Origin of the sequence: Enterobacter sp. T1-1 (assembly GCF_000710795.1) — a bacterium.
GTDB classification, from domain to species: domain Bacteria; phylum Pseudomonadota; class Gammaproteobacteria; order Enterobacterales; family Enterobacteriaceae; genus Enterobacter; species Enterobacter cloacae.
In genome coordinates this window covers 1-20,661 of record NZ_JALW01000051.1, presented here as the reverse complement: position 1 = coordinate 20,661, position 20,661 = coordinate 1, and the positions used below count along the sequence as shown (strand labels likewise).

General features: G+C 54.4%; 22 protein-coding genes. 7 read left to right on the top strand and 15 right to left on the bottom strand.

The genetic code is table 11. The features are described 5' to 3' along the window. Positions 1–84: 84 nt before the first annotated feature. From chrA to AK59_RS0116685, 3 genes are all read left to right on the top strand, one after another. Positions 85–1,452 carry a chromate efflux transporter gene (chrA, locus tag AK59_RS0116695; protein WP_029883292.1) on the top strand — a complete coding sequence of 456 codons (1,368 nt, stop codon included), beginning with the start codon at positions 85–87 and terminating at the stop codon, positions 1,450–1,452. Between the two features lie 110 nt (positions 1,453–1,562). After that, on the top strand, positions 1,563–2,006 hold the full coding sequence (locus AK59_RS0116690; RefSeq protein ID WP_029883291.1) for a PACE efflux transporter: 444 nt from the start codon (positions 1,563–1,565) through the stop codon (positions 2,004–2,006). Between the two features lie 31 nt (positions 2,007–2,037). Further along, complete coding sequence (locus AK59_RS0116685; protein ID WP_029883290.1) at positions 2,038–2,457, top strand: DUF4354 family protein; 420 nt, start codon at positions 2,038–2,040, stop codon at positions 2,455–2,457. Between the two features lie 55 nt (positions 2,458–2,512). Here AK59_RS0116685 and AK59_RS0116680 read toward each other — a convergent pair whose 3' ends face one another. Continuing rightward, complete coding sequence (locus tag AK59_RS0116680) at positions 2,513–4,129, bottom strand: mechanosensitive ion channel family protein (protein WP_029883289.1); 1,617 nt, start codon at positions 4,127–4,129, stop codon at positions 2,513–2,515. Positions 4,130–4,356: 227 nt separating this feature from the next. On the opposite strand from AK59_RS0116680, the gene AK59_RS0116675 reads away from it, so the two are divergent. Next, the gene (locus AK59_RS0116675; RefSeq protein WP_023619585.1) at positions 4,357–4,719 is read left to right on the top strand and encodes a DUF4406 domain-containing protein; all 363 of its coding nucleotides are present in this window, start codon (positions 4,357–4,359) and stop codon (positions 4,717–4,719) included. A gap of 44 nt (positions 4,720–4,763) precedes the next feature. Here AK59_RS0116675 and AK59_RS0116670 read toward each other — a convergent pair whose 3' ends face one another. After that, positions 4,764–5,531: a DeoR/GlpR family DNA-binding transcription regulator gene (locus tag AK59_RS0116670; RefSeq protein WP_023619584.1), complete on the bottom strand. Its 768-nt coding sequence runs from the start codon at positions 5,529–5,531 to the stop codon at positions 4,764–4,766. Between the two features lie 86 nt (positions 5,532–5,617). Here AK59_RS0116670 and AK59_RS0116665 point away from each other — a divergent pair, with 86 nt between their 5' ends. Beyond that, entirely contained in the window at positions 5,618–6,202 is a 585-nt protein-coding gene (locus AK59_RS0116665; protein WP_029883288.1) for an NUDIX domain-containing protein, read from the top strand. A gap of 83 nt (positions 6,203–6,285) precedes the next feature. Then, positions 6,286–7,044, top strand: a complete 759-nt coding sequence (tam, locus tag AK59_RS0116660) for a trans-aconitate 2-methyltransferase (RefSeq protein WP_029883287.1) — start codon at positions 6,286–6,288, stop codon at positions 7,042–7,044. Between the two features lie 6 nt (positions 7,045–7,050). On the opposite strand, the gene AK59_RS0116655 is transcribed toward tam, so the two are convergent. The 7 genes from AK59_RS0116655 to AK59_RS0116625 all read right to left on the bottom strand — a co-directional run bounded on the left by AK59_RS0116655 (position 7,051) and on the right by AK59_RS0116625 (position 13,114). Then, positions 7,051–8,238, bottom strand: a complete 1,188-nt coding sequence (locus AK59_RS0116655) for a cytochrome c biogenesis protein/redoxin (RefSeq protein WP_029883286.1) — start codon at positions 8,236–8,238, stop codon at positions 7,051–7,053. 137 nt (positions 8,239–8,375) lie between these two features. Next, a complete protein-coding gene (locus tag AK59_RS0116650) occupies positions 8,376–9,671 on the bottom strand; it encodes a sensor histidine kinase (protein ID WP_029883285.1) in 1,296 nt (431 codons plus the stop codon). After that, positions 9,668–10,408, bottom strand: coding sequence for a response regulator (locus AK59_RS0116645; RefSeq protein WP_020688639.1), 741 nt, complete (start codon positions 10,406–10,408; stop codon positions 9,668–9,670). Before AK59_RS0116645 ends, AK59_RS0116650 begins: the two co-directional genes overlap by 4 nt. A gap of 44 nt (positions 10,409–10,452) precedes the next feature. Then, positions 10,453–11,448, bottom strand: a complete 996-nt coding sequence (locus AK59_RS0116640) for an alpha/beta fold hydrolase (protein WP_013096598.1) — start codon at positions 11,446–11,448, stop codon at positions 10,453–10,455. 145 nt (positions 11,449–11,593) lie between these two features. Beyond that, positions 11,594–12,034, bottom strand: coding sequence for a GNAT family N-acetyltransferase (locus tag AK59_RS0116635; protein ID WP_029883284.1), 441 nt, complete (start codon positions 12,032–12,034; stop codon positions 11,594–11,596). A gap of 12 nt (positions 12,035–12,046) precedes the next feature. Next, the gene (locus AK59_RS0116630) at positions 12,047–12,517 is read right to left on the bottom strand and encodes a GNAT family N-acetyltransferase (protein ID WP_020688637.1); all 471 of its coding nucleotides are present in this window, start codon (positions 12,515–12,517) and stop codon (positions 12,047–12,049) included. A gap of 9 nt (positions 12,518–12,526) precedes the next feature. Further along, complete coding sequence (locus AK59_RS0116625) at positions 12,527–13,114, bottom strand: hypothetical protein (protein WP_029883283.1); 588 nt, start codon at positions 13,112–13,114, stop codon at positions 12,527–12,529. A 134-nt stretch (positions 13,115–13,248) separates the two neighbouring features. Here AK59_RS0116625 and AK59_RS0116620 point away from each other — a divergent pair, with 134 nt between their 5' ends. Beyond that, a complete protein-coding gene (locus AK59_RS0116620) occupies positions 13,249–13,797 on the top strand; it encodes a GNAT family N-acetyltransferase (RefSeq protein WP_029883282.1) in 549 nt (182 codons plus the stop codon). Here AK59_RS0116620 and AK59_RS0116615 read toward each other — a convergent pair. The 6 genes from AK59_RS0116615 to AK59_RS0116590 form a co-directional block, all read right to left on the bottom strand. Further along, the gene (locus AK59_RS0116615) at positions 13,785–14,699 is read right to left on the bottom strand and encodes a bestrophin family protein (RefSeq protein WP_029883281.1); all 915 of its coding nucleotides are present in this window, start codon (positions 14,697–14,699) and stop codon (positions 13,785–13,787) included. The genes AK59_RS0116620 and AK59_RS0116615 overlap by 13 nt on opposite strands. 197 nt (positions 14,700–14,896) lie before the next feature. Then, the gene (locus AK59_RS0116610) at positions 14,897–16,348 is read right to left on the bottom strand and encodes a tagaturonate reductase (RefSeq protein ID WP_029883280.1); all 1,452 of its coding nucleotides are present in this window, start codon (positions 16,346–16,348) and stop codon (positions 14,897–14,899) included. A 117-nt stretch (positions 16,349–16,465) separates the two neighbouring features. After that, positions 16,466–16,993 (bottom strand): GNAT family N-acetyltransferase, encoded by a 528-nt coding sequence (locus AK59_RS0116605; protein WP_029883279.1) that lies wholly within the window; start codon positions 16,991–16,993, stop codon positions 16,466–16,468. Positions 16,994–17,075: 82 nt separating this feature from the next. Continuing rightward, positions 17,076–18,041 (bottom strand): sensor domain-containing diguanylate cyclase, encoded by a 966-nt coding sequence (locus tag AK59_RS0116600; protein ID WP_013096606.1) that lies wholly within the window; start codon positions 18,039–18,041, stop codon positions 17,076–17,078. A gap of 53 nt (positions 18,042–18,094) precedes the next feature. Further along, on the bottom strand, positions 18,095–19,087 hold the full coding sequence (locus tag AK59_RS0116595; protein ID WP_032618633.1) for a sensor domain-containing diguanylate cyclase: 993 nt from the start codon (positions 19,085–19,087) through the stop codon (positions 18,095–18,097). 176 nt (positions 19,088–19,263) lie between these two features. Continuing rightward, on the bottom strand, positions 19,264–20,661 hold a 1,398-nt coding region (locus AK59_RS0116590), incomplete at its 5' end, for a GGDEF domain-containing protein (protein WP_029883277.1).

The following is a 20,661-nucleotide window of genomic DNA, read 5'->3' as shown; positions in this document are numbered from 1 at the left end:
CCATCATCACTCATCTTTCATAAATATGGCATATGCTTAGCGGATCCTTCTCTCAGCAGAATTCAAAAACAGGTTCAGATACTCATGAACAGCAATCTGCCTCCGGTCGACGACGAACCGGGCGTTCCACCTCCGCATGTCAGTTTCCGTGAAGCCTTTTTATTCTGGCTGAAGCTGGGATTCATCAGCTTTGGCGGGCCGGCTGGTCAAATTTCGATAATGCATCAGGAGCTGGTTGAAAACCGACGCTGGATATCCGAACAGCGCTTTTTGCATGCACTGAATTACTGTATGGTGCTTCCGGGCCCGGAGGCGCAACAACTGGCGACCTATATTGGCTGGCTGATGCACCGCACCTGGGGCGGCGTGGTTGCCGGGACACTGTTTGTGCTCCCTTCCCTTTTTATCCTTATTGTCCTGTCGTGGATTTACGTGGCGTATGGCCATTTGTCTGTCGTGGCCGGTCTCTTTTACGGCATAAAACCGGCAATTACGGCGATTGTTGTGCAGGCTGCGCACCGTATCGGTTCTCGGGCGCTGCGTTACCGCACGCAGTGGGCAATCGCTGCCGCCGCGTTTGTCGCCATTTTCGCCCTCAATGTCCCTTTTCCCGTTATTGTCCTGTCAGCTGCAATGATGGGTTATGTGGGTGGGCGCCTTTTCCCCGACCATTTTGGTCAGGGTAACGCCCATGACGCCAGCCGAAAATCCTACGGTGCTGCCATTATTGATGACCATACGCCAGCGGCTCCGCATACGGTTTTCAACTGGTCACGCTTGACCCTGATTATCATTGCCGGTGTTTTTTTATGGGCAACGCCAATGGCGATGCTCTATCTGAGCCTTGGCTGGATGCACCCGTTTACCCAGATGGGCTGGTTCTTTACCAAGGCGGCGCTGCTGACCTTTGGGGGTGCCTATGCGGTACTGCCTTATATCTACCAGGGCGCGGTTTGTCATTATCAGTGGCTCACGCCAACGCAGATGATTGATGGTCTGGCTCTGGGCGAAACCACGCCGGGGCCGCTTATCATGATTGTGGCATTTGTGGGATTTGTTGGTGGCTATGTGAATATGGCGTATGGCCCGGATCAGCTTTTCCTGGCAGGTGCTGTAGCGGCCGTGCTGGCGACCTGGTTTACGTTTCTGCCATCGTTTCTGTTTATCCTGGCCGGTGGGCCTTTTATTGAAACGACGCACAACAATATTAATTTCACCGCGCCACTCACCGCAATTACTGCAGCGGTGGTTGGCGTGATCCTGAATCTGGCACTCTTTTTTGGCTACCACGTGCTCTGGCCACAGGGTTTTGATGGCAAAATGGACTGGATAGCAGCGGTCATTGCACTTGCTGCCGCTATCGCACTTTTCAGGTTCAAATATAAAGTCACACACGTAATTGCCGCATGTGCGGTAATCGGGTTGATTTTCCATCTTTTCCTCAGAACATAGAGCAAGGCCCCGAATAACCGGGGCCTGACAGCCATTCTAACCTTCACGTTTAGAGAAAGTTGAAGCACGTCTGATATACTTCAGTTTTTAAAAAAAGCCGTACTAAGTAAATGGAAATTGAACTGGATAAAAGTTTTAAAGAACGCGTTTTGCATGCGGTTCTTTTCGAAGTGACGGCCAATGTCATCACTGCGCTGTCACTTGCGTGGCTGATGAACGTGTCGGTGCTTCAGTCGGGTTCGTTGTCCGTGATATCTGCACTTGCCGCCACGGCATGGAATTTTGTGTTTAATAAATTCTTTGACGCCTTGCAGAAAAAATATGCATTTCAACGAACATTTCTCGTGCGTGCAATCCATGCTGTCTGCTTTGAAACAGGACTTATCATTACATTAATTCCTGTCGCGATGGTAATGCTGAATTTAACAGTCACTGAGGCATTTTTTGTCGAGATCGGTCTGGTACTGTTTTTTCTGCCATACACGATGCTCTTTAACTGGCTTTATGACTACCTGCGTTGGACATTTGTTGGGCGGAAACGGTCCGCCATTTAGCGGCTCTGTATTTTAACAGGAGGAAGGAAAAATGCGTTGTAACTTAATTAAAGCAGTATGTCTAACTTTAGCGGTTTCTGCAGCCGGAACTGCCCTGGCAGCTCAGAAAGCGTCTCAGGGCGGTATTACTCTTTTTGCTGAAAAGCAATCCCAGGGAAGTCAATGGGATAGCACAACTGGCGAAGCGCAGTACATGGTTAGCTACAAGGTGACACTGAATAACGCGTCTGATAAAAGTATTGAGCCGGGCAAAGACAATAAAATGTGTTTCTTCCTGTTTGATAAAAACGGCAAATCATTTATGAGTACCGGTATCGAACTGGAGATGCTGAAAAAATACAAGCCGATGGATAACCGTACGGGAATGGTGTATTTCAGCAGTTCGAACCCTGACGTTTTGAATATGCCATTTGTCCGTTTCGGCATTGGACAGGATTGCACAAAAGGATGATGTTCGCCGCCTGACGGCCATAATATCGAGGCGGTCTGTCATGCACCGGACTGATTCATGATGGTTTTTGTGCGGGTTTCTCTGCCGGTGCTGCGAACCAGTTTTCTTCCGCGACGACGACCGCACCTTCCGGCTGCATCACGAAGTTTGGCGACATAATCTGCACGTTGAACTCGTTGAAAACGTCCTGAATGTTACTGTGGAGCTCATTGCGGGCTTCGGCAAGTGACTGTCCGGGCTGCAATTTTACCTGCAGCTCATAGGCAATGTACCAGTCCATCAGCCCCAGCTGACGCACCAGGGGCTGCTGCGAAGGGTCAACACATTTCGACCGTCTCGCCGCCATCTCCAGCATGGCATGAACCTGTCTCCACGGCGTGTCATAGCCAATCGTCACGCCAATCGTCAGGTTCACGCCACCGTCAGGATTCTGTACGCTCAGATTGGTGATTTTTCCGCTCACCACCACCGCATTGGGTACGGTCACAACATAATTCTCGCGGGTGATGATCTTGGTCGCCAGCATGCCTATCTCCGTGACCAGCCCTTCGTTATCCGCCACCCGTATAACGTCTCCTTTCCTCAACGCTCGTGAGTAGATCAGTACCAGTCCGCTCATAGCATGGTTCATCACGCCTGCCGAACCCAGGGTAAGCATCAGGCCAAAGAAGACGCTAATGCCTTTAAACGCCAGAGAATTCGCTCCCGGTAAAAACGGATAGGCCGCAGAGAGGGCAAATAACCACACCACGACAGAAATCAGTTTACGCGTAGCTCCCACGGTTTCAGGATGAATGCCCGGCAGCTGCAGGCGCCCTGCTTCCACCTGATTTAACAACACCTTCAGGAGCTTCAGAATAAAGGCGGTAATCACAAAGATGATCAGGACAATCATAATTCCCGGCATGGCCGAGACAATCGACAGCGCAATATCCCGCAGCACGCGCATGGTCCAGTCGCCTAACGATGCGCCCCAGACGCGTGTCCAGGGGAACAAGCTGAACGCCCAACTCAGCCAGAGATACAATCCGAGAATGCCCAGTAAAATCATCAGCAAAGCATACAAACGAGCCTCAATTGCGCCGACAAACTTACGCCAGCTCTGCGGGATAACGCTGCGGTTTTCAAGGATGCGGCGACGACAGACATTGCGAACCCAGCGCCACGACCGCCACGCCCCGTACCAGAAAAGAGACAGAACCAGCAGCCCGACGACCGTTTTCCCGGCGGAGAGCGCCAGCCAGCCGGTGTCATATTGATCGCGAAGCGCCGTACGTTGCGCCTCCATCCGCGCCAGCACGCGCTGAGCGGCCTGGTCGAGAGTCAAATCGTCCCCCTCATCCAGGTCCGCCTGCGTAAGCAATAAAACAGGCTTATTGTTCATGACAATCAGCCTTCCCTGCTGGTTGTAACGGGTGACGGGAACAATTTTCAGCGGCTCACGTACGTCCTGCTGCGTGAAATTGCGCAGGGTATGGCGAATACGTAACACGCGTTCTTCAGGCGTCGTGAGACCAAATTTGGCCTGCAACATCACAATCGGTTGATGAAAAATATAAACGGTTCGGGCCCGCTCCTGCTCAGTAGGCTCCTGGCGTGGCTCGGCGGCGACGCCAGTAAATGAGATGACCGAGAGCACGCAGGATAATAATGCGAGCAGGACCTTATTCATTTCCACCCCCTGAAACGCAACTTATTGTTATTTTTCAATTGCCCCAGAGAATGGCGAGTCTCTGCATGTTGAGCATAGACCAGCGTCGCGCTTATGCAACATCACCGCCATGCATGACACTGCTTGTATTTGCACGATAATGCCTATTAAGATACGTTTAAGAGCTAAAAACCGATGCTTCAAATAATAACGTGCAAATTCATGCACCATCACGCAACGAGGTATGTATGACACAACAGTTGATTTTAATAGCGGGCCCCTGGCGCAGCGGGACTGATGGCGACCAGGCCAAAATGGATGAAAACCTTGCCCGTCTGGAAAACGCAGCGTTAGCCGTATACCAGCGTGGCCACGTTCCGGTGATTGGTGAATGGCTTGCGCTACCGCTGGCAAAGGCCGCTGGTTCAACGTCCATTGGGGATGAAATCAGTGAAGCGATGCTCTATCCCGTTGCACACCGGCTTATTGGGAAATGCGACGCGATTTATCGTATTGCCGGTGCGTCTAAGGGAGCTGATATGGATATCGAGGTTGCCCGTAAGCTCGGGCTGAACGTTTACACCTCATTAGAAAGCATCCCTCAGGCCTGAGGACGCGCCTGAACCTGCCTGCTGATCACAGGCAGGTTCAAGGGTTATTCTGGATCTGAGGTCGTTACCACGGAGACGCCCTTCTCCCTTACCGCGCTAATCCAGGCGCGATCGGTATCGTCTTCCACGACAATCGTATTGGCCAGCGATAGCTCGCCAATCACAAACGATGACGCGGTGTTAATTTTTTCTGGCGATGCCAGGACCACTGTCTCGGCGGCCCTGCCGGAAAATGCACGTTTGATGCACGCCTCTTCGAAGTCGCCGGTGGTAAGCCCCGCTTCAGGATGGATGCCGGTAACCCCCATGAAGAACAGATCCGCATGGATATTGTCGATGCCTTCAATGGCCGCTGCGCCTACCGTCACGATGGAGTGTTTGTACAGACGTCCTCCGATCAGGATCACTTCAATCGAAGGATGCTCGACGAGCCCAAGGGCGATGCTCGGGCTGTGTGTGACCACGGTAATGCGTAAATCCGCCGGTAAATACGCGATCAGTTCCGACGTAGTTGTGCCGCCGTCGACAATCACCACCTGCCCAGGGGAAATGAGCTTTGCGCCTTTGCGGGCCACATTTTTTTTTGCGTCCATCTTCACCGATTTACGCTCGGCAAATGGCACAGTGGCCGACGAGGCCGGCAGCGCACCGCCATGGACACGCTGCAAACGCCCTTCCGCCGCCAGTTCGCGGAGATCACGACGAATGGTGTCTTCTGACACCGCGAAATGTGCGCTGAGCGCTTTAGACTGGACCTGGCCTTCAGCGGCAAGCTTCTCGAGGATTAATTGTTTTCGCTGACTGGTGAGCATTGTGGATTCCTGATGTTGCACGTTTTATCTTGAATGTGCATGATAATGCTGTTTATGACGATCACTCTACGTAAGGAGCAGCAAACGTGCAATCGAAACGTGCAGATGTGCGCATCATTGAAAATGAAACGCTGTCGGATAACTGGTACATCCTGAAAAAGTACACCTTTGAGCTGCAGCGACGCGACGGTGAATGGCAGCGGCAAAGCCGCGAAGTGTATGACCGGGGAAACGGGGCCACGATACTGCTCTATAACCGTGATAAAAGAACGGTGATCCTGACGCGCCAGTTCCGCTTTCCGGTCTTTATCAATGGCCATGAGGACGACCTTATCGAGGCCGCTGCCGGGCTGCTGGATAACATGGATCCCGAAAGCCGCATCAAGGCGGAAGCGGAAGAAGAGACCGGATATCGTGTCTCCCGTGTTGAGAAAGTTTTTGAAGCCTACATGAGCCCAGGCTCCGTCACGGAAAAACTCTATTTTTATATCGCAGAGTATCAGCCGCAGGATCGGGCCAGCGCAGGCGGCGGCATCAAGTCAGAGGGAGAAGATATCGACGTGCTGGAAATGCCGCTGGATGAGGCCTTGCGCGGTATTGATACCGGCAGGATTGTCGACGGCAAAACGATCATGCTGCTTTACCATATCGCGCTGAAAGGCGTTCTGTAGTCACTGCGTCGGTCGAGACCTGCCCCAGTGCGGGTCTCTGCCTGTGCTATTCTTGCTGATGAATTCAACACGGAGAGGCAAAAATGGCCGACTGGAACCCTTCGCTTTATCTGCAATACGGTGCCGAACGCACGCGCCCTGCTGCTGAACTGCTCGCCAGAATTCCACTGGATGAGGTGTCCACCATCGTTGATTTAGGCTGCGGACCGGGAAACAGCACCGCGCTGTTGAAGCATCGCTGGCCTTCTGCCCACATCACCGGTGTCGATAACTCACCGGCGATGCTCGAAGAGGCGCGCCAGGCGTTGCCCGATTGCCACTTCGTTGAGGCCGATATTCGCCAGTACAAGCCAGGCCAGCCGCTGGACCTGATTTATGCGAATGCCTCGCTACAGTGGATCCCTGACCATTACGATCTCCTGCCGCATCTGGTTTCGCTGCTGAAGCTAAACGGCGTGCTGGCGATCCAGATGCCTGATAACTGGCTTGAACCGACACACGTCTCGATGCGCGAAGTGGCTGTTGAACAAGGTTATCCGAATCGAGGCCGTGAACCTCTGCCCGGTGTCCATGCGTATTACGATATTCTGACGGAGGCAGGCTGCGACGTGGATATCTGGCGCACGACCTATTTCCATAAAATGGGATCGCATCAGGCGATTATTGACTGGGTCAGCGCCACGGGGCTGCGTCCGTGGTTACAGGAGTTGAATGAAAGCGAGCAGAAGCAGTTCCTGCAACGCTACCATGAACTGCTGGAAGAGCAGTATCCGCTTCAGGAAAACGGGCAGATACTGCTGGCATTTCCACGCTTGTTTATCGTTGCTCAACGTCAGCCATAAGTCGGCTCAGGAGCGAGCCTCTTTCAGCAACTGCTGAATGACTTTTTCCTGCTGGTCATAATTGCCCTCGCCAAAGGAGGTGTAGCGCAGTTGCCCTTTGGCATCGAAATAGTAGTGCGCGGGCCAGTACTGATTCCCGAAGGCGTTCCAGATCTTATAGTTATTATCCGTGACCACCCGATACGGGAGCTGCCATTTCGTCACTGCTTTTTGTACCGAGGCGAGCGGTTTTTCCCACGGGTATTCCGGCGTATGCACACCTATTACCACCAGACCCTGCGCCTGGTACTTTTTGGCCCAGTCGCGAACGTGCGGGAGCGTATGCTGACAGTTGATGCAGTCCCACGTCCAGAAATCAATCAATACTACCTTCCCCCGCAGAGAGTCAGACGTGACAGGGTCACCATTAACCCATCCTGTTCCGCCGCTTAAGGAGGGTAACTGGCTGCTGGGCTCGGTCATCACCGGCTGAAGCTTCACCGGTGCCGTTGCGGGTTTCGCCAGCGTCAGGAGCGAATTTTCCAGACGGTCTGCGACCCCGTTGGCGCCTTTCAGAACGGACGTCATCCCGGTGGCGTTAAACGCAACGGTCGCTAACATCACCACGCCCGCCCCCTTGCGTAACCTTTCCATCAATGCCGATCTGGCACGCAGGGGTGCCATTAGCGCGCGACCACCGATAACCAGCAGCCCCAGCATCAGCGCGCATCCGCTGCCGTAAGCGGCCAGCAGTGCCCCCGTGGCAATGGCGGAGTGACCGGCAATATTCAGGCTGAAGATGGCACCCAGAATCGGTCCGGCGCACGGCGACCAGAGCAACCCAACGGCCAGCCCGGCCAGAAACGCGGAGAGAGTACCGTGCGTCTGCCCGCTGCGTGTGTTGAGGAGATTACCTGCGCTGACGGCCGGTCCGGCAATACGCTGGGCGAATGTCGGGAAAATAAGAGCCAGCGCGGCTATTGCCAGTACAACCAGTGCGACCCAGCGCCCTGCTATCGTCGCCTGGGCGATCCAGTTGCTGGCTGCGGTAGCCACCAGTGCCACGAGGGTGAACATTACAATCATCCCCGCGAGCAACGCCACAATATGCCGTCGTTGCCCCTGGAACCCGGCAAACAGCAGTGGAATAACCGGGAGTGTGCATGGGCTGAGCAGGCTTATCATCCCGCCCAGAAAAGCGATTATCAGAAACATAGTGACCTCACATTACAGATGCCCTGCGAAGCTGCAGTGAGGTTATTTCACCGTGTTGATATGTTCAGGATGTGTGCAAATCAGCGCGAATTGTCTGCGCGCGTATCATGAGGGCTGTCCGATACAAAACCGTACAATTACCCGCGCGGCAGCGTAATCGAAACTTCCAGCCCACCCTCGGCGTGGTTCGCCAGATGCAATTTCCCACCTAACTGCGCAGTCAACTGGGCGGCGATCGCCAGCCCTAATCCGGTGCCCCCGGTGTCGCGGTTTCGTGAGGTTTCCACCCGATAAAACGGCTGCAATACTGCCTCCAGTTCGGCGTCCGGTATCCCCGGTCCGCCATCGCGAATGGCGATCGTGGCATGACGGGCATCTGAATGAATCGTAATGACGGCGTAGTCGCCAAATTTCAGCGCATTATCCAGCAGATTGGTCATCACCCGGCGTAGCGCCTGCGGACGCGTGACCACGGGCAGACGGGCATCGGTTGCCTGAAGCTGCACGTTTTTCCCGATGTCCTGGTAATCACTGGCGATGCTGTTTATCCAGGCATTCAACTCCAGCTTGAGCGAGGTCTCTTCCAGAGATTCTGATGACCGGGCATACGCTATTCCTTCCCGCACCAGGCGCGTCATATTATCCAGGTCGTTGAGCAACTTGTCCCGTAGCTCCGGCTGGTCCGCCATTTCGACGCGCAACTTCATGCGCGTTATCGGGGTCTGAAGGTCGTGCGATACGGAGGCCAGGATCTGCGCGCGCTCGCGCAGGTAAGACTGGATACGCGCCTGCATCGCATTAAAGGCGTGCGCGGCCCGTTGCACCTCGACCGGCCCTGCCTCGGTCATTGGCGAGCTTGCTGCCGGGTCGAGGGAATCCACCGCCCGGGTAAACTGAGAAAAGGGTCTAATAACCTGGCGCACGGCAATCCATGAGCAGAACGCCAGAAGCAGTAGCTGCAACACAAGCACTACAGGCAGCCAGCTGGCGACCGGAGGCATTCGGGGGATAAGGTCAATGGTCAGCGGCGAACCATCGCTCAGCGTAAGGTGGGCCTGAATATGGGAAACCGGCCCCGGTACGGCAGTAAACGTCAGTGGCCAGGTTGCCGACAGCGCCTCTGTCAGGGTGCGGATGGCATCCTGCGAGCGTTTGTCATGCGGTGCGGGCCCCGGTTCACCGGTGCCCAGAATGTAGCGATAGTTCCCCCGCGCCAGTCGTTCCAGCCAGGCTGGACGCTCCCCCGCGGGAAGCCGGTCGAGGATGGCCACACTGGTGGAAACGTCATATTCCAGGTTGCCGAGCATCACCGTGCGGGCGCTGCGCATCCGCTCAAGCATGACCAGCGTGAGGCTGAGCGCGTTGGCCAGCAGGAGCCCCAGCATCACGATGATCAGCAGTCGCGTCAGTAACGAGCGTGGCCAGAGCCTCATTCATTGGCCTCTTTGATGATCACCGGCATGGTAAAAACGTACCCTTCGCTGCGAACGGTCTTGATGTAGGCCGGCGTGCGGGCATCTTCATTCAGTCGCTGACGAACCCGACTGACAAGAAGATCAATCGAGCGCTCAAAGAGTTCAGCATCTCGCCCCTGGGTCAGGTTAAGCAACTGATCGCGGCTCAGCACACGCTGAGGATGGTCTAGGAACACGCGCAGAAGTCGGTATTCCGCCCCGCTGAGTGCCACAATCATCCCCTCGCTGTCGATCAGGTGACGAGCAACGGTGTCCAGTTGCCAGTCGCCGAACATCACCAGGCGCCCGGCCTCGGTCACCTGCAGATTGGGTGGCATGGTACGAAAACGGCGCAAAATAGCTTTGATACGCGCCAGCAGTTCGCGCGCAACAAAGGGCTTCACGACATAGTCATCGGCCCCCATTTCCAGCCCCAGGATCCGGTCTGTCTCTTCGTTGCGCGCGGTCAGCATCAGGATCGGCAGATCTTTATGTTTACCGCTGCGCAGTCCCCGGCAGAGCGTTAATCCGTCATCGCCTGGCATCATCACGTCCAGCACCACCAGATCGACATGCTGTTTATCTAGCACGGCCCGCATCTCTTTGCCGTTTGCCGCGCCAGACGCGCGATAGCCCGACTTGACGAGATAGTCGACAATCAATTCACGAATATCCCTGTCGTCATCGACGACAAGGATATGATCAATATGCTCCACCGGGATCTCCTGACTGAGGGGTAACGTATTGAAAATAGCACATATCACAGCTTATCCGCGTCGATAACCGCCTTGACGAAATCCTGCGGATCCTCCTGCGGCGGGTTGTGCCCCACGGTGGCCCCAAAGGTGCGGTGTTCATATTTACCGGTGAATTTACCGGCATAGGCCTGCGGCGCAGGATGTGGCGCCCCGTTGTTGCCGCCTTCGATGGTGATTGTTGGAACAGTGATATTTGGCAATGTCGCCAGCTTTTGCTCGTAGCTGTCGTATTTACGCTCACCTTTTTCGAGGCCTAAACGCCAGCGATAGTTGCTGAGCGTAACCGCGACGTGATCGGGGTTATCCAGGGATTTTGCGCTGGCGTTAAAGGTTGCATCGGAAAACTTCCAGTCTGGTGAGGCCTGAGACCAGATCAGACGGGCGAAGTCATGGGTATTTTTGGCATAGCCTTCTGCACCGCGTTCTGTTGCGAAATAGAACTGATACCACCACTGCTGCTCTGCTTTTGGCGGCAGCGGCTGTTTACCAATCTGCTGGCTGCTGATGAGATAGCCACTTACCGAAACAAGGGATTTGACGCGTTCAGGCCACAGCGCCGCGACAATGTCCGCCGTACGGGCGCCCCAGTCGTATCCCGCAAAAACAGCCTGCTTAATGTTGAGGGCATCCATCAGGTTAACGATATCTTTCGCCATGGCCGAAGGCTGGCCGTTACGCGGCGTGCTTGCTGACAGGAAGCGCGTGGTGCCGTAGCCGCGCAGCGAAGGCACAATGACCCGGTAGCCTTTTGCCGCCAGCGCGGGTGCGACTTCGGCATAGCTGTGAATATCGTAGGGCCAGCCATGTAACAGAATCACCGGCTGTCCCTCTTTTGGTCCGATATCGACATAGCCGATATTCAGATCGCCAGCGTTAATTTGCTGAGGGTGATCGAAGGCTGCGGCAACATCTTTGCCGGTGACTTCGGCCTGACAGGACATGACGGTGCCAAGAGAAACGGTTAACGCCAGGGTTGAATACGCGAGTTTGCTGAACATGTTGGTATCTCCGGTTAAGAACAGTTGACGGGGATATAACAACACGCGTTTGTATAGCGGATATGTGCGAAAGGGGGTTTATTGCAATCCTGTGTATGTATCCGGTACGCAGATACAGTGTGATACAAACACAGGTGATTCAGGCTTACAGCGAGAGGCGGTAGCGTACGTAATCGTCAGCTTCGCCGTATTTGTCATAGAGTTTACGCGCCGGGTTGTTCTCCCGGGTCACCCAATACAGTTTCGACCACCCTTCGCGCTTGCCTTCGGCTATCAGGGCATCAATGAGCGCCTTCCCGGCCCCCGCACCGCGTTCGGTGGCATCGACAAACAGATCTTCCAGGTAGCAAACGGGGGCCGTTGACCAGGTGCCTTCGTGGAGAATGCACATCGCGAAACCAATGATCTTTTCGTCTTTCTCTACTACGCGGCAGAACATCGGTGAATGCGCTGAGAGCGCCCTTTCCCATGTCGATGCGGTAACCGATTCATCAAGAAAACAACCATAAAAATGGGTATACCCGTCCCATAGCGGTCGCCACTGGGCGTAATCGTCTGCGCTTAAAGGTCTTACCGTGACAGCCATGCGTTCCTCACATTACAAGTTGATCGCCATTTCAAAACAGCGTAAATCAGCGCCCGCCATGCGCGAGTGATGATACTTTTCGCTCAGCGTGACAAACCCCAGCTTCTGGTAAAACGACCGGGCGTTAGGCGTTGCATCGAGCGTCAGGCGGGTTAACCCCCGGCTATGTGCCTCCTGTTTGAGCGCCTCGATAATCCGGGTCGCCATGCCTTTTCCGGATGCCGCCGGCAAGGTGAATATCGCCTCCAGACAGTGGGTATCCAGATCAAGATAGCCAGTTGCCGCAATGTCGCCCTTTTCATCTTCCACCACGTAAAAAGGGTATTCAATGACCATTTGCCGGTAATGCTCCGGCATGTCGTCGGGCGTCCAGCGCGCAATAACGTCCGCGTCGTAACTGGTTTTACAGCCGTGACGAATCGCCTGATTGCGAATATTCCAGAGTATTTCAGCTTCCTGCGGATGCGCTTTTCGTAACGTCATATCACCTCTTTAATGGCTTTTTAACCGGATTTCACGAGCAACTCTGGCAATACGCTGAGTGCGACAATAGAGGGTAAACAGCACAAAGCCGCTGCTATTCATTACCATCCGACAAAGTATCAGCGCGAAGGATGCGGTGACCAGTGGCCAAAGGTTTCCGCTATGAGAAAACAGAAGATGCAGAACCTGAACGAGAGTTATGACCAGCAGAATGATGAACACTGCCATAAACCCCAACAATCCTGACGTTACCCCTCGGGCCAGAAGCACGCTGATAACAATGAGCGCGCCTGTCATTATTAATGATGGTGCGAAAAAGCTCAGTGCATGGTGTAAAGGTGACAAACCCTGCAACGCGCTGAGAAAAGGCAGAAGGTTTAACGCAAACGCCACTAAAAAAAGAGGTAACAGCGCCGCTACCGGGTAAGGATTTTGACGCGGAAGCTCGCTGAGGGGGCGAGAAAAATACCCTTCCAGCTCGGGGGTGGAATGATTCAAAACACGGGTATCACGACGAGCAATGGCCTCCTCTATCTCTTTGCCATGCTGCAGGAGATCCTGGAAAACACGTCCGGTTAAAAGAGACCACAAGCGCATTAAAATTTCGCCATTGAAGAAATGATGCCTATTTTTGGTAGGGTATAAACTCAGCACGCCTCAACTGAATGTGATAGAGATGAAAATACCAGAACGCAAACAAAATCATAACGCTTAAATATGGAGATCTGCGGATGACGATACCGACGCTCACGACAGAACGCTTGCTGCTAAAACCGCTGGTTGCCGAAGATGCCGTTCAGATACAAAAGCGCTATCCGCGCTGGGAGATCGTCCGCTATCTGGTTTCTTCCGTGCCCTGGCCCTACCCGGATAACGGCGCGGAAAACTATGTCAACAACGTGGCGCTGCCGGATATGGCGAAAGGGATTGCCTGGTTCTGGAGCATCCGCCGTCGTGACGCGCCGGATGAACTGATGGGGGTTATCTGCCTGTACGATGTGGAAGATAACAACCGCGGGTTTTGGCTGGCGCCGGAGTTTCAGGGAAAGGGATATATGCGCGAAGCCAGCATTGCGGCAACGGATTACTGGTTTAACACGCTGAACAAACCCGTATTGCGCGCGCCGAAGGCGGCCGCCAATAGCCGCTCCCGTCGTATTTCAGACAGTAGCGGCATGCGGCTTATCAGAACGGAAAAGAAAGCGTACGTCAGCGGTATGCTCGATTCTGAGCTGTGGGAAATCACCCGGGACGAGTGGAACGCCCGTCAGGTCAGCTGATAATACTTATCAGGCATCAGCCTTTCCGGAATGTTCTCTTCATCGTTCATCTGCAGCAGATCGCGTTCCATCATGTTGCAGATGGCGTCCAGCGGCAGATCGTTGTCTTCGGTACCAAACGGATCTTCCAGCTCTTCTGCCAGCGTATCCAGCGAAATAAAGGTATACGAAATCAGCGCAGAGACAAACGGCGTCATGTAGTGCAGGTCAACGACCAGCGCGAACGGCAGCATGATGCAGAACAGATAGACCGTACGGTGCAGGATAAGCGTATAAGCAAATGGCACGGGCGTGGTGGCGATGCGCTCGCAGCCTGACAGGACAATCGACATATCGTTGAGACGGTTGTTCAGGCTGTGGAACAGAATATCGGAGAGGTCTCCGTTACGGCGTCTGACGGCCAGCCATTCACCCATGATCAGCAGAATACGGTTCGCCGGGGAATTGGCGGCAATGACGTTGCGTAAATCCTCCGCCGCCAGATAGCGCGCCAGTTGCCCTTCCCCCTTTTCACGACGCAGGCTCATGCGCAGACAATGGGCAAAGGCGATCTGCAGGCGGACGAACTCACCCAGATGTTTATCATCCGGCAAGGTGTTTTTAACCTCGCGAAATAACGAGCGTGCCGCTATCATCAGTTGCCCCCACAGCTGGCGAGCCTCAACGTAGCGCGAATAGCAGGCGTTGTTTCTGAACCCCAGAAAGATAGCGATGGCCACACCCAGGATGCTGAACGGTGCAACGGTAAATTTAATGCCCAGCGAGGTATACCACGGCAGCATCAGAATAACGGCGATGGATAGCAGGAAGTTAAGTAACAACCGGGTATAGATTTTAGGAAGTACCGAACCGTGCCAGACGAAAATCAGTTGTAGCCAGTGCTGTTTGGGACGAACAATCATAGTCAGCTTCAGGAAAGGAAAGAGCCGCGTTATTAAACGTGATCCCTGTCACGGTTGCAAGCTTGTTAATAAGAGATTGCATTTTATCACCTTATAAGCAATAAACCGCACGGTGCTAGAGCCTGCTTTACATAAAAGAGTTCATAGTATGTTGTAACTAATAAGGTATAAAATACCCGGCCGAAGCCGGATATGGTTTAACAAAGCGGTTTTACTGCGGCCCGCATCCCCTGTTGCAGAATCGCGTCGAGATCGCGCGAAACCTGACCGACAAGACCCTCTACCTGAGTTAAATCCTGCTCCCAGTGCTCAGTAACGCTTAAAACGGAGGCGACCAGCTCGCGGGTGGTGATCTGTTTATCGTGATGCTGCGCCCACAGCTGTTGGTAACGAGCAAGCCAGTGCGCGTCATCCTGCACCGGATAGTTCTCCCCGTTACGCTCTGCACGGTAGAACGCGATCAGTGCGGCCAGCGCGAACGTCAGGCGAGCGGGCAACGTGCCAGATGCCCTCACCCCCGCCAACAGCTGCGGCAGAATGCGCGTGCGATACTTGGTCATGCCGTTAAGGGCAATCGACAGCAGCTGATGCTTGATATACGGATTGCGGAAACGACCCGTAACGGCGCTGGCAAAAGACGCCAGTTCATCACGCGGCAAATCCAGGACCGGAATGATTTCCTCATAGATCGCTTTTTCGATGAATGCGCATATGTCGGCATCATTCATCGCCTCGCCCACCGTATCCAGCCCCGCCTGGAACGCCACCGGCACCAGCGCTGTGTGCGCGCCGTTGAGAATCGCCACTTTGCGCTCCTTGTACGGCTTAATGTCATCCACAATCCGCACGTTCAGCGGGAATTTGTCCAGACGCAGTTCGCTGGCCAGGGATTCAGGCCCCTGAATAACAAACAGGTAGAAATGTTCAGCGGTATCCAGGAACGCATCGTGATAGCCAAGCCCGGCTTCCAGCGTCGCCGCTTCGTCGCGCGGATACCCCGTTACAATGCGGTCAACTAACGTGGAGCAGAAGCTGTTATGCGCATTCAGCCACTGAATAAATTCCGCTGGCAGAGCCCATGCCTGTGCATAGCGCAGCACCAGTTCGCGCAGCGCTTCGCCGTTATAGTCTATTAGCTCGCACGGAATGATGATCCAGCCTTTGTCCGCGGCGCCGTTAAAATGGCTGAAGCGCTCAAACAGCAGCCGCGTCAGCTTCGCCGGATAGCTCACCGCTGGCGCATCTTCGAAACGATCGCCCGCGTGCCAGCTAATCCCCGCCTCGGTGGTGTTGGAAAAGACAAAACGCATCTCCGGATTGTGCGCCAGTTTCAGAAATTCATCGTACTGGCTGTAGACGCTGATCTCTCGATTCACCGAGCGGATAAGACGCGCTTCGCTGACCGCCTCGCCCTGCTCATTCAGACCACGAATGATCGTGGTATACAGGCCATCCTGAGTGCTTAATGACGGCGGGAAGTCGCTTTGAATTGGGCGTACGACCACGACGCCGGCATTGAGATCGGTATGTTCGTTTAACAGGTCGATTTGCCAGTCGACAAACGCACGCAGGAAATTGCCCTCGCCAAACTGAATGATTCGTTCGGGGTAGAGAGCACCGGGGAAATCACGACGGTTAAGTGTGTTCACAATGGGGTCCTTTTATGATTAGTCGTACAACCTGATTAAATTGGTATGATAACTTACCAAAGGTTTTCGACCAGAACCCCGCTTTTGATCAATTCATCACGTCATTGAGTGAAATAATCACAAGAACTTATAGAAGACCGATGTGGCAGTCATCGCGCCATCCGGCATTAGCGCATAACGCGGGATCTCCCCCACTTTTTGCCAGCCAGCACGCTGGTAGAAGGTCTCCGCTCCGCTGCCGGTTGAGGTATCCAGCACCAGCACCGAGATGTCTCTTGCTCTGGCCTGCACTTCCAGCTCCTCCATTAGCGCCATCGCGACACCTTTACGACGCGCTTTTTCATGCACCAGCAGCTTTGCCACATCGGCACGATGCGGCTGGTTTTCCGGCTGATCGGTAATGAGCTGCACGGTGCCAATCACGCCATCCTGAGAATCGATGCAGGCCAGCACAACGCGTTCGTTACGCCCTACGCTCCCGGCAATATCCTGCCAGAAAGCACGAGCTTTATCGGTACTGAATGGCAACATAAAACTGACGGAAGCGCCGCCCCTGACACAGTTTTCAAGGATATCGGCCAGCGCATCGAGGTGGGTGAGAATATCGTCCCGGGTGAGGGTTTTGATCTGCAGTGAGGTATTCATGGGTTTTCCTTACGTTGAATACGCTCACTGTGCATTTAACATTTACGTAACGCAATCACATCAGACATAGGCTTTTGTTATGTCATGTTGCCCGCTTGCGCTGCTGCTTCATGGCATACATTTTTTCATCCGCGTCTTTCATCCACTGCTGCAGATCGTTGCCGTTATGATCGAACTCGCTCAGCCCCCAGGAAAAATGGAGTGACCAGGGATGCAGCCTGCGCGCATTGTATTGTTCAACCTGCTCGGCCAGATACTGCATGGCAATCCAGGCCCCCTGCTCGTCGGTATCGGCAAACAGCACGGCAAACTCATCGCCGCCAAAGCGAACCAGCAAATCCGCTTCACGGAAAGAGGTGCGCATCAGTTCCGCCATCACTTTCAGCGCGTTGTCGCCCTCTTCATGTCCGTAGCGATCGTTAATCTCTTTGAAGCGATCCAGATCCAGCCAGCCCAGAGTTAACGGCTCCGCCCGACGTCTGGCTACGGAGAGCGTGAACCGGAGCAGCTGGTTAAAGCCCCGACGGTTAAACAGACCGGTTAATTCATCGGTTGTCGCCGCGCTGACGGCAGCAAACTCGTCTTCCGCCAGCGCGCTCAGGTCGCCCAGCACGGCAAGATCGGCTGCGGAAAATTCACGAGGAGAATAATCAATCAGGCACAGCGATCCCACGCTCGCCCCGTCACGTAAACGCAGTGGAAAACCGGCATAGAACCTTACGCCAGGCTCACCGGCCACCAGCGGGTTATCGGCAAATCGATCGTCCTGACGCATATCGGCAACCACCAGCGGCGCTTCGCTGAGGATCGTATGGCCGCAAAACGAGATATTACGCGGAACGGTGTCAGGCGCCTGACCATCGGCCGACTTCACAATCAGCGAGTGTTCATCAATAAGATTGACCATCGCCAGGGGAACCTGGAAGAAGCGTTTTGCCAGACGTGTCAGTCGGTCAAACGCCGGGGAACTGTCGATCTCAAGCAGGCCTGACTCGCGCAGCGAGTTCAGACGTTCCATTTCATTTGCTGGGGTTGCAGGTGTTTTCATAACGTCTCCTGACGCAAAGCGTTACTCAAAGCGTAGCCTAAACAGAGACATTGTCAGTGCGCGAATATTCTGTTCTTACCGTCCCGCTTGGCGCGGTACAGGGCGTTGTCCGCGGCCTGTAGCCAGTCGGTTACGCTTATCATTTCTCGCGTGGCACAGGCGATACCGATGCTGAGCGTGCAATGCACCGTCTCCTGAGCCACCTCCTTTTTCATTGCAGCCGCATCCATAATGCGTCTGGCGACAACTTGCGCCTCTTCAAGGGTGGTATCCGGCAGCAACACCACAAATTCGTCACCACCAAGGCGTGCGGGGGTATCGTTCGGGCGTGTCGACAAATGCAGTATTTGCGAGACGGCCGCCAGCAATGCATCCCCAACCTTATGGCCAAAACGATCGTTAACGTCTTTAAAATTGTCGATATCGATGAACATCAGGGCCGATTCCCGGCACGTCTGGCGCAGTTTATTCAGTTCGTGGTCAATGCGCTTTTCGAGCAGACGTCGGTTCGCGATATCCAGTAGCGGATCCATCATCGCGATCCGCTCAAGCTCCCGGCTCTTGATCCGCAGGCGCAGCGCAATGCTGTCCGTTAATATGCTCAGTGCCAGCAGATAAATTGCAATCAGAGGCAGCGTGGCAAACATGGTGCGCTGCGAAACGTACATATCCACCGCCATTCCCTGCGTCAGCCAGGTCATCAGAAAAACGCCCACCATGGTGATGGCCGCCTTTCTCATCAGCCTAACGCCCCCTGCCGAGAGCCGGTCGGTCAGCATAATGGTGGCAATGACCACCGACGGCAGCGGATTAACCGCCATCATGGCGATCCAGAATCCCCCCGCCCCGGCGTCCAGCACCAGATTCTGATGCTCAGTCACCAGCGGCATGGCCGAATTTCGCGCCCGATACCAGGCAAACGTAGGCCAGATAAACGCGTTCAACGCCAGCAAACACATCAGCCAGATTGAACGATTCTGTTCAATCAGTACGGAGAGGATGGGAATAAAACAGAGAAACGTGCCGAGAATACGCATCAGATACATACGTTTGACAAACCGGCTTCCTGGTACACGAGGGGGTCTACTGAGTTTGTCAGCTGCATTCATTCTGCGAATTTTCCGATAGCTTTCTTACGGTATCTTATTGACGTTAAAAATACCTAGCAAGCAATTTATCTGCTATTCGTTATGATTCATCCCCGGCAGAATGCAGGCTGCGCTCAGGTTTCACTCTCCGGGGTCGGGGTAATGGGATCGTCTGACACACGCGCACTGGTGCGATTTCTCCCCGCTTTTTTGGAACGATAGAGATGATCGTCTGCTTCGGCCATCAGCCTGTTGAAGACTTCGGTCAACTGCCACGACGCCGCCTTCCCGCTCCCGAGACCAATACTCACGGTCAGATAGAGCGTTTGCTGGCGCCAGGTAAACGGATGAGCGGCAATGGTGAGTCTGATACGTTCCGCCAGCGCAAAGCCGTGCTGCGCGTCACCGGTGTTCACCACAACCGCGAACTCTTCTCCGCCCATACGCGCCACCATACCGTCGTCTCCGACAACCTGCTGAACCTCGCGGGCAAACGCGGCCAGCACGCGGTCGCCACACTCATGCCCATAGTTATCATTGATGCTTTTGAAGTAATCGATATCCAGCAGCATCACGGACAGAAAACGTGTCTGCCGCTGCGCCTCTTCCCGCTTTAACGCCTCATAGAGCCCGGAGCGTGAATAAACGTGGGTCAGAAAATCATAATCCGCGCGCAATGACACCTGACGGATGAGCGAATTAATGGCCGCCATACTGACGGAGACCATAACCGGACAGATCGCCATGGTAGCAATCCCCAGCCGTGCGGAGAACATCATCGGGGTAGAGAGCGGCGTGCCCACGGCGATATTTATAATGGAGTTAGCGACCAGAACGATCTCCAGACCGCCGGTCAGAAACGTCAGCAGACAGGTCGCGGGCAAGGAGTAGCGGACCGCACACCAGATCAGCGCCGGCAGCGGAAAGGCAAGGCTTCCCGCCCCGCCAATCACCACCGATGCCATCACCGAGACAATCAGCGCAATGACCGGTAAAAGTTGCTCCAGACGCAGCTTGAATGCCCGCGTCGGCATACTGACCGTGAGCATGCAGGGTAAAATGAGCACGCCGGTTGAGAACTGCTCGCTGAACCAGTCGGCAAACAGCGGCCAGAAGGTATGGCTGTCGATCCCCACCGACCCGGTCGCGCCGAGCAGCGCACATAATAAGGCGGCGATCAGACAATAATTGAACAGCCGCAGCGCATTAATGGGATCGGGGGTTTTCTTCATCAACCGTTTATCACGCACCACCAGCAATGCGACAACGACGATAAAGACCATATTCGACAGGTTGATGACCACCGAGGCCATTCCCCAGTTGGTGGTGACCGCGTCGTACATCAGCATGGCGACATACGACACCGCGTAGTTATGCAGGCGATTGAGATAGGTATAACGGGCAAAGACGCCCGCCATCACGCCATTCAGCGGCCAGAACAGCGACAAGGCTTCGACCAGACGTAATTCCGCACCGATAAAGTAGAACAAGGTGGTGAGAATAAAGATACCCGCCGCATTACGCAGCGGCGA